This is a genomic window from Streptomyces sp. CBMA156 (assembly GCF_014596515.1).
GTDB lineage: Bacteria > Actinomycetota > Actinomycetes > Streptomycetales > Streptomycetaceae > Kitasatospora.
The window spans coordinates 20,105-28,486 of sequence record NZ_MSJQ01000197.1 but is presented as its reverse complement, the minus strand read 5'-3'; the positions used below and the strand labels follow the sequence as shown (position 1 = coordinate 28,486).

The window sequence follows — 8,382 nt, the reverse complement described above, 5'->3', positions numbered from 1 at the left end:
TCCGGCGGCCCCGGCGCCGGCGGTGGGCAGCGTCGCCGAGCTGGGGGAGCGCGCCGACCTGGCGGACGTGGTGGGCGACGAGGTGGTGGCCGCCGAGGCCGGGGCCAGGGCCTCGGAGCCGGCCGGCCGGCCGGAGCAGGGCGAGCCGACCGTGGTGGACCTGACGCCGGAGGACGAGACCGAGCTGATCGAGCTGCCGGAGCTGCGCGCCTCGCGCTGAGGCCGGCGGTGCCCTGGCCCCGGTGCCCGGGCGCCGGACTCCGGACCCCGGGAACGAAGAACCGCGGCGCGGGAGGTCGGACGGACCGACTTCCCGCGCCGCGGCGTTTCCCGCGGGTGCGTCAGAGCTGGACGCCGAAGTCCTGGGCGATGCCGGCCAGGCCGGAGGCGTAGCCCTGGCCGACGGCGCGGAACTTCCACTCCGCGCCGTTGCGGTACAGCTCGCCGAAGATCATCGCGGTCTCGGTGGCGGCGTCCTCGGAGAGGTCGTAGCGGGCGATCTCGGCGCCGCCGGCGGCGTTCACCACGCGGATGTAGGCGTTCCGCACCTGGCCGAAGTTCTGGCCGCGGGCGGTGCCGTCGTAGATGGTGACCGGGAAGGTGATCTTGGCGGCCTCGGCCGGCAGGCCGGCCAGGTTGACGTTGATCGCCTCGTCGTCGCCCGCGCCCTCGCCGGTGCGGTTGTCACCGGTGTGCACGACGGTGCTGTCCGGCGTGCTGGTGTTGTTGAAGAACACGAAGTGGCCGTTGGACAGCACCTTGCCGTCCGCGTTCAGGACGATCGCGCTGGCGTCGAGGTCGAATTCGGCGCCGGTCGTGGTGCGGACGTCCCAGCCGAGGCCGACGGTGACCGCGGACAGGCCGGGGGCCTCCTTGGTCAGCGAGACGTTGCCACCCTTGGAGAGGCTCACTGGCATGACGATTGCAGTCCCTTCGTTCGCTTCGTTCGCTTTTCCCCGGGACAACGCAATACCCCGGGGGCTTGGTTCCGCAGGGGCCGTGAATTCTTCGTGGGCGCCAATCCCGGGGCAAAGACCGGGCAAAGCCGGGTGTCAGATCCGCCGGAACCGGCCCTGGAGCGACCAGATGTTCGGATTGTCGGCCAGGTCAGGGTGCATGTCGAAGAGGTCGGCCAGCGTGTCCTGGAGGAAGTCCCTGGCCTCGCGCCGCAGTTCGTCGTGCCGGACCACCACCGGCGGCTCGTCCGGCAGCCAGGTCGCGGTGACCTCGACCCAGTTGAAGCGGCGGGCGAAGCGCAGCAGCTCGGTGTTCTGGGTGAAGTCGAGGTCGGCGGTCTGCACCCGGGCGGCCCGGCTGCCGTCCGGGTCGCGGTCCAGGTGCTCGACGACGTCGCACAGCGCCCAGGCGAAGTCGAGCACCGGCACCCAGCCCCAGGCGGTGGACAGCCCCGCGTCCTCGCCGTCCAGGTAGACGTCGCCGGAGAACAGGTCGTACCGCAGGGTGTGCACGGACGCGGTGCGGTAGTCCGTCTGCGGGGGGTCGGGGAAGCGGTTGGAGAGGGAGTAGCCGAGCTCGATCACGTACGCCATTGTCGGGGCTCGGCGCGCGCTCGGATAACCGGGTGACCGTACGGGCGCGGCGCGGGATGATGGGCGCATGTCCGAGCCCGTTCGCGTACGGGGGTCGGTGGTCGTCCCCGACACCGAGCTCGTCTGGCGCTTCTCGCGTTCCTCCGGCCCCGGTGGCCAGCACGTCAACACCTCCGACTCCAAGGCCGAGCTCCGCTTCGACCTGGCCTCGACCAGGGCGCTGCCCGAGGTGTGGCGGGAGCGCGCGCTGGAGCGGCTGGCCGGGCGGCTGGTGGACGGCCGGGTGCTGGTGGTCCAGGCCTCGGAGTTCCGCTCGCAGTGGCGCAACCGGGAGGCGGCCGTGGTCCGGCTGTCGGCGTTGCTGACCGAGGCGTGCGCGCCGCCGCCGAAGGCGCGGCGGGCGACCAGGCCCAGCCGGGGGATGGTCCAGCGCCGGCTGGAGAACAAGCGGCACCGATCCGAGCTGAAGCAGGGCCGCCGGTCGCCGCGGGGCGGCGAGTAGCCGGCCCGTCAGCCCAGGGTGCGGTAGCCGCCGCGGAAGTAGAGCAGCGGGCGGCCGCCGGGGTCGGGCACCACGGCCTCCAGGACGCGGCCGAGCAGCAGGGTGTGGTCACCGGCGGGTATCCGCTGTTCGGTGCGGCACTCGACAGTGGCCAGCGCGCCGTCGATCAGCGGGGCGCCGGTGCGCGGGCCGCGGTGGTGCGGGGTGTCCGTGAACAGCAGCCGGTCGCTGAGCCGGCCCTTCATGGCGAACCGGGAGCCGAGCGTCTTCTGCCCCTCGGCCAGGAGCGAGACGGCCCAGGTGTCGACCCGGGAGAGCAACTCGTCCATCCGGGAGTCCTCGCGGACCGAGATCAGCACCAGCGGCGGTTCCAGCGACACGGAGAGGAAGGACGTGGCGGTCATGCCGGCGTCCTCGCCGTCCTCCGGGTCGTGGAGGGTCACCAGGCTCACGCCGGCGGCGAGCTGGGAGAGAGCTGCCCGGAACTCGTCGGGCGTGGCGTGGGGGGCAGCTTCGGGCTGCGGGGACGAGTACACGTACCGCACGGTAGTCGGCGCCCGGGAAGAAGGGCATCGGGCCTTGGTCGTAGGACCGGCGGTCCGGCCGAAGGGTTGCGCCCGGTGGCCGAACTCACCCCCAGGAGTGAAGCCGTCGGATCGCCGGGTGTAGCCGGCTTCAGTCCGCGGCCGATGCGGTCGACCACGAGAAATGTTCCGATGGCGTTTTATGTCCAGCTATGGGACAGATGAACTGATTAAGGGCGCATTAGTGTCGTGTGATTTAAGTCACAAGTGATGGCCTATTGCTGACCGAGCGTGCCGAACGCTGTGCTCCCTGTGATTCAGTTCTTCTGGCAATCGGACGATAACCAATCAAGAACTATCCGAAGCAGCCGGGGAGCCCCCGCATGGAAGCCGAGTCGGAGCCGTACGTCCGTCTCGCGACCCTCCGCACCTTGCACCGGGTCGTGGCGGACCTCAACGCTGCCCGCAGCCTCGCCGGCACGCTCCAGGCCGTCGTCGAGGGAGCGGTGCACGGGCTCGGCTTCGACGCCGCCGCGGTCAGCCTGGTCAGACCGGACGGCGACCTCGTGGTGGCGGCCGTCTGGGAGCTGGAGGAGAGCCCGATGGGCGGCCCCTCCGTGCTGCTCGGCCAGGTCGGTTCCCGGGAGTCCTGGGACCGGCTGCTCGGCGTCAGCGACCACTGGGGCACCCTGCGCTTCCTGCCGTACGACCGCGGCTGGGCCGTCGCCAGCGACATCCCGCGCTGGATCGGGGACGGCCCGCTGCCGGTGTACGCCAACGACTGGCACCCCGCCGACGGACTGCTCGCCCCGATGTACAGCGCCGGCGGCGACCTGCTGGGCGTGCTCTCGGTGGACCGCCCGCGCAGCGGCAAGCGGCCCGGGGCGTGGACCCGCGAGGCGCTGGAGATGTTCTCGCTGCAGGCCTCCATCGCGATCGGCAACGCCAGGCTGCGGGCCGAGATGCAGCGCGCGCTGGCCCGCCTGGAGAAGGAGCAGCAGGCGCTGCGGGCCAGTGAGGAGAGCTTCCGCCAGGCCTTCGAGTACGCGCCCAGCGGGATGGCGATCACCGAACTGCACGGCGCCGGGCGCGGCCAGCTGACCAGGGTCAACGACGCGCTGTGCCGGCTGCTCGGCCGGCCCAGGGCGGTGCTGCGCCAGCAGAGCTTCGCCGACCTCGTGCACCCCGAGGACCGGGCGCTGCTGGACCGCACCAGCGCCGAGAGCGGCCGCGCGGAGCTGCGGCTGTCCCGGCGGGACGGCGGCTACCAGTGGGTCTGCCTGCGGAACTCGATCGTCGCGGACGCGGCCGAGGGGCCGAGCTTCCTGCTCACCCACGTCGAGGACATCGAGGACCGCAAGCGGCACGAGTTCCAGCTCGCCCACCGGGCCAGCCACGACGCGCTCACCGGGCTGCCGAACGGCGCCGAACTCAAGGCCAGGCTGGGCCGCCGGCTCTGCGCCCAGCCGCAGCCGGTCGGCGCGGCCGCCGGGCAGGTCGAGGCGGCCTACCCGCAGCCGTACGGCTACCCGGCGGACTCCTACAGCGCGCACGCGGCGCACGGCGGGCTGGAGGGCACCGACCCGTACGCCGGTCCGGTGCACGGCTACGGGCTGTCCGAGGGCCTGCCGACCGGGGTCGGCCCGGCGGGCTACGGGGAGCACGTGCACGCGGTGGTCCCGGCCGAGTACGGGCCCGGCGGCGACGCCTGGTCGGCGCCGTTCCGCTCCGGCGGTGCCGCGGCGCTGGACAAGGGTCTCGCGGTGCTCTTCTGCGACCTGGACGGCTTCAAGTCGATCAACGACCGGTTCGGCCACAACGCGGGCGACGCGGTGCTGGTCGAGGTCGCCCGGCGGCTGAGCCAGGCGGTCCGGGACGGCGACACGGTGGCCCGGCTCGGCGGCGACGAGTTCGTGGTGCTGGCCGACGGGATCGGCCGGGAGGAGGCCAAGGACCTCGCCCACCGGCTGCGCGGCGCCATCATCCCGCCGATGCGGATCGACGGGCGGGCGATGCGGGTGGGGGTGAGCCTCGGGGTCGGCTGGGCCGGCTGCGGGATGAGCATCGAGGAGGTGCTGCAGACCGCGGACGAGCGGATGTACGACGAGAAGCGGGCCAGGGGCGGGGCGGTGCGCGGGGCGCGCGGCGAGCGCTCGCACCGGCGCGCGGGCTGAGCCCGCCGACGGCCGCGGTTCGCCCGGATCCACCCCGGCCGGGCCGGGTTACCCATGAGTTGTCAAGGGTTCTTTTCCCGCTGTCAGGTACGACAGGTAGGGTTCCCGGTACGACAGCGTCCATGATCTGCGCCGCTCGCAGCAGGCGGCGCACCGGATGGGGGAGCAGACCACCGTGACGACCGCCGGCAGCAACGGAGTGCCCGAGGGCCAGGGGGGCGGTGCCCCGCAGGACGACGACCCGTTCGGCTACCTCTACCGCCCGGCCGACGGTTCCACCGGGCAGCCGGCCGAGCCGCAGCAAGGGGTCCCGCGCACGCCGTACAGCCGCCCGATGGAGGTCGGGCGCGCGCAGTACGGCTACCCGCAGGCCGGGCCGCCGCGGGCGCAGCAGCAGCCGTACGGCCAGCAGGGCATGCCGCCGCAGGGGTACCCGGGCGGCCAGCAGCAGGCCCCGTACGGAGGTCAGCCCGGCCCGCCCCAGCAGCCCGAGTACGGTGCCGCGCCCACCCAGCAGACCCGCTACGCGGAGCACTCCAGGCCGCAGCCGGGGGACGAGCCCCGCAGCAGCGGCCGGAGCAAGGGCGCGGTGATCGGTGCGGTCGCCGTGGTCGCGGCGATAGCGATCGGCGCCGGGATAGCGCTCTCCACCGGGGATCCGGGCGGCGAGACGGACACCAAGGGCGGCACCACGACCGCCGCCCCGCCGGTCTCGGGCAGCCCCGCGCCGACCGCCGCCACCGCGAGCACCACCCCCTCGGCGACCACGACCGCCGTCTCCGGTCCGACGAGCGTGGACGCGAGCCAGCTCCAGGCGCAGAACGCGCCGTCCGGCAACAGCGTCAAGGGCGCCAAGTCGGCCGACGGCAGCTACCTGACGCTCCAGCCGGGAGGCTCGGTGACCTGGACCGGGGAGATCGCCACGGCCGGCACCTACAAGATGTACGTGCACTACAACTACTCCGGCGCGGAGCTCAAGGGCGGGGCCGTGGTGAACGGCAAGGACTGGCCCAGCGGGTTGTCGTACAAGATCTACGGGACCCCTCCCAAGGACCAGGCGGCCGCCTGGTACAGCACCTGGATACTGCCGCAGTTCCAGGCCGGGTCGAACACGGTGACCTTCACGGTGCCCTCCGGGGCCGTCCTGATCGACCAGGTCACCATCGAACCGAACGGCTGACGCCCCCGGAACACGACACGGCCGCCCGTCCCCGCAGGGGGAGGGCGGCCGTCGGCATCGCTCAGGCGGGCTTGACGGTGGAGAACGCGTCGCCGCCGACGACCCACCGGCCGCGGCGCATCACGGCGACCAGGTCGTAGCTCTCGGAGTCGACCACGACCAGGTCGGCGAGCTTGCCGGTCTCCAGCGAGCCGATCGAGTCGCTCAGGCCGAGCAGCCGGGCCGGGGTGGCGGACAGCGACTCGACGGTCTGGTTCAGGCTCAGCCCGTTGACGGTGACCGAGCGCTTGAACGCCACGTCCAGGGTGAGGGTGGAGCCGGCGATCGCGCCGCCCTCGACCAGCCGGGCGACGCCGTCCTTGACCTCGACCTGGAGCGGGCCGAGCGGGTAGAGGCCGTCGCCCATGCCGGCCGCGCCCATCGCGTCGGTGATCAGGGCGACCCGGTTCGCGCCTGCGGTGCCGTAGGCGAGGTCCAGCACGGAGGGGTGCAGGTGCACGCCGTCGTTGATCAGCTCGACGGTGACCCGCTCGTCCTCCAGCAGCGCCACGATCGGGCCCGGGGCGCGGTGGGCGATGCCGGGCATGGCGTTGAACAGGTGGGTGGCGACGCTGGCGCCGGCCTCGATCGCCTCCAGGGTGGTGGCGTAGTCGGAGTCGGTGTGGCCGACGGCGGCGATCACACCGAGGTCGGCGAGCATCCGCACCGACTCCAGGCCGCCGGGCAGCTCGGGGGCCAGGGTGACCATCTTGGCGTGGCCGCGGGCGGCGTCGACCAGCTTGCGCACCAGCGCCGGGTCGGGGTCGCGCAGCAGGTCGGGGCGGTGGGCGCCGCAGCGGTTGTGCGAGATGAACGGGCCCTCGAAGTGGATGCCGGCCAGGACGCCGTCCTCGACGAGTTCGGAGAGGACGTGCGCCTGGCGGGCGACCTCGTCGATCTCGCCGGTGACGGTGGAGGCCACCGTGGTGGTGGTGCCGTGCTCCAGGTGCGCGCGGGCGGCGAGCAGGGCCTCCTCGGCGATGCCCGAGGTGTACGCGGCACCGCCGCCGCCGTGCACGTGCAGGTCGACGAAGCCGGGTACGACGGTGTACCCGGTCAGGTCGAGGTCGCCGGGCTCGGTGTCGCCGCCGAAGGCGGCGATGCGCTCGCCCTCCACGGCGATGCGGTCGCCCTCGACGACGCCGCCGGGCAGGACCAGTCGGGCGCCGGCCAGGGCAGTACGGTCACGGTCCGCGGTGGTCACGCGGTCACCTCCATCGAGAGCAGATCCCAGGCGAGCAGGCCCGCGCCCAGGGATGCGGCGGTGTCTTTGAGCATGGCTGGTACGACCTTCGGGGGCATCTGGAAGGTCAGTCGCTCGGTGACCGCCGCGCGCAGCGGGGTGAAGAGCGTGTCGCCGGCCTCGGCCAGACCACCGCCGACGATCACCGTGGACGGGTCGAGCAGGCTCTGGGCCAGGAAGATGCCGTCCGCCAGGGCGTCGACGGCCTGCTGCCAGACCGCCAGCGCGCGGTCGTCCCCGGCGTCCACCGCGGCGGCGCAGGATGCCGCGTCGGCGTCGGGGTCACCGCTGGCCTCGGCCCAGGCACGGGAGACGGCGGAGGCCGAGGCCAGCGTCTCCAGGCAGCCGCGGGCGCCACAGCCGCACAGGGGGCCGCCGGGGCGGACCACGACGTGGCCGATCTCGCCGCCGTAGCCGTGCGCGCCGGCCTCGATGCGGCCGTCGATGCCGATGGCGCCGGCGATGCCGGTGCCGAGGGCGATGAACAGGAAGCGGTCGACGCCCCGGCCGGCTCCGAGCCGGCCCTCGGCCAGGCCCCCGGAGCGCACGTCGTGGCCGAGGGCCACCGGCATCGCGCCGCCGTCCGGTCCGGCCAGACGCTCGCCGAGGAGCCTCCGCAGCGGGAGGTCGCGCCAGCCGAGGTTGGAGGAGTAGACCGCGATGCCGTTCTTCTCGTCGATCGTCCCCGGGACGGCGACACCGGCCGCGAGCGGGGCGACGCCGAAACGGCTGCGGCCTTCGTCCGCCAGGTCGGCGGCGAAGTCGAGGATGGTGGCGACAACGGCGTCCGTGCCGTGTTCCCGCCCGGTCGGTCGGCGTGCTTCGAACAGCACGGAGCCGTCCTGGGCGAGCAGCGCGGCCTTCATGCCGGTGCCGCCTACATCGAGTGCGATGACGTGCTTCACGGAGGACAGTTTCCCTTGGGTGGGTAGAAGAGGTCTAGTCCAGTTGTCGGATTGGTCTGGTCCATACTGGGTGAGCTTTGTCGCAGCTGCGGGATTGTGGGGGGCTTTGCGCCGGGGCGCGGGACGGGCTGCGGGGGGTGGAAGCGGGGGTTTTGTTGCGCATCGTGCAATGACTCCGAGCACTTCGGTAACTACTGGGGCGGGCCTGGTCAGTGGTGTGGACCGGTGGTCGGCGGGTTTGGCAGTGTTGCGCGTCCCCCCGCCG

At 73.1% G+C, this 8,382-nt stretch carries 8 protein-coding genes and 1 pseudogene; 4 read left to right on the top strand and 5 right to left on the bottom strand.

From position 1 onward, the window contains the following. Nucleotides 1-220, top strand: a pseudogene (locus tag BU198_RS16430) (hypothetical protein); the annotation flags it as partial. A gap of 121 nt (nt 221-341) precedes the next feature. Here the strand turns inward: BU198_RS16430 and BU198_RS16425 are convergent. Together BU198_RS16425 and BU198_RS16420 are read right to left on the bottom strand one after the other, a co-directional pair. Next, complete coding sequence (locus BU198_RS16425) at nt 342-917, bottom strand: TerD family protein (protein WP_188297593.1); 576 nt, start codon at nt 915-917, stop codon at nt 342-344. Nucleotides 918-1,052: 135 nt separating this feature from the next. Further along, entirely contained in the window at nt 1,053-1,550 is a 498-nt protein-coding gene (locus BU198_RS16420; protein ID WP_223244471.1) for a hypothetical protein, read from the bottom strand. Between the two features lie 67 nt (nt 1,551-1,617). Between BU198_RS16420 and arfB the strand changes: the two genes are divergently transcribed. Continuing rightward, the gene (arfB, locus tag BU198_RS16415; protein ID WP_188297591.1) at nt 1,618-2,052 is read left to right on the top strand and encodes an alternative ribosome rescue aminoacyl-tRNA hydrolase ArfB; all 435 of its coding nucleotides are present in this window, start codon (nt 1,618-1,620) and stop codon (nt 2,050-2,052) included. Nucleotides 2,053-2,060: 8 nt separating this feature from the next. Here arfB and BU198_RS16410 read toward each other — a convergent pair whose 3' ends face one another. After that, nucleotides 2,061-2,588, bottom strand: a complete 528-nt coding sequence (locus BU198_RS16410) for a flavin reductase family protein (protein WP_317620153.1) — start codon at nt 2,586-2,588, stop codon at nt 2,061-2,063. 371 nt (nt 2,589-2,959) lie between these two features. Between BU198_RS16410 and BU198_RS16405 the strand changes: the two genes are divergently transcribed. Together BU198_RS16405 and BU198_RS16400 are read left to right on the top strand one after the other, a co-directional pair. Further along, nucleotides 2,960-4,750, top strand: coding sequence for a sensor domain-containing diguanylate cyclase (locus BU198_RS16405; protein ID WP_188297589.1), 1,791 nt, complete (start codon nt 2,960-2,962; stop codon nt 4,748-4,750). Nucleotides 4,751-4,907: 157 nt separating this feature from the next. After that, the gene (locus BU198_RS16400) at nt 4,908-5,930 is read left to right on the top strand and encodes a hypothetical protein (RefSeq protein WP_188297588.1); all 1,023 of its coding nucleotides are present in this window, start codon (nt 4,908-4,910) and stop codon (nt 5,928-5,930) included. A 61-nt stretch (nt 5,931-5,991) separates the two neighbouring features. On the opposite strand, the gene nagA is transcribed toward BU198_RS16400, so the two are convergent. Further along, nucleotides 5,992-7,173, bottom strand: coding sequence for an N-acetylglucosamine-6-phosphate deacetylase (gene nagA, locus BU198_RS16395; RefSeq protein WP_188297587.1), 1,182 nt, complete (start codon nt 7,171-7,173; stop codon nt 5,992-5,994). Beyond that, a complete protein-coding gene (locus BU198_RS16390; RefSeq protein WP_188297586.1) occupies nt 7,170-8,117 on the bottom strand; it encodes an ROK family protein in 948 nt (315 codons plus the stop codon). The genes nagA and BU198_RS16390 overlap by 4 nt, the downstream gene beginning before the upstream one ends. Nucleotides 8,118-8,382: the final 265 nt, after the last annotated feature.

What these genes read in the sequence shown, in the direction of transcription:
- BU198_RS16425 (WP_188297593.1), bottom strand. Translation starts at nt 917, where the DNA reads ATGCCAGTGAGCCTCTCCAAGGGTGGCAACGTCTCGCTGACCAAGGAG.
- BU198_RS16420 (WP_223244471.1), bottom strand. Translation starts at nt 1,550, where the DNA reads ATGGCGTACGTGATCGAGCTCGGCTACTCCCTCTCCAACCGCTTCCCC.
- arfB (WP_188297591.1), top strand. Translation starts at nt 1,618, where the DNA reads ATGTCCGAGCCCGTTCGCGTACGGGGGTCGGTGGTCGTCCCCGACACC.
- BU198_RS16405 (WP_188297589.1), top strand. Translation starts at nt 2,960, where the DNA reads ATGGAAGCCGAGTCGGAGCCGTACGTCCGTCTCGCGACCCTCCGCACC.
- BU198_RS16400 (WP_188297588.1), top strand. Translation starts at nt 4,908, where the DNA reads ATGGGGGAGCAGACCACCGTGACGACCGCCGGCAGCAACGGAGTGCCC.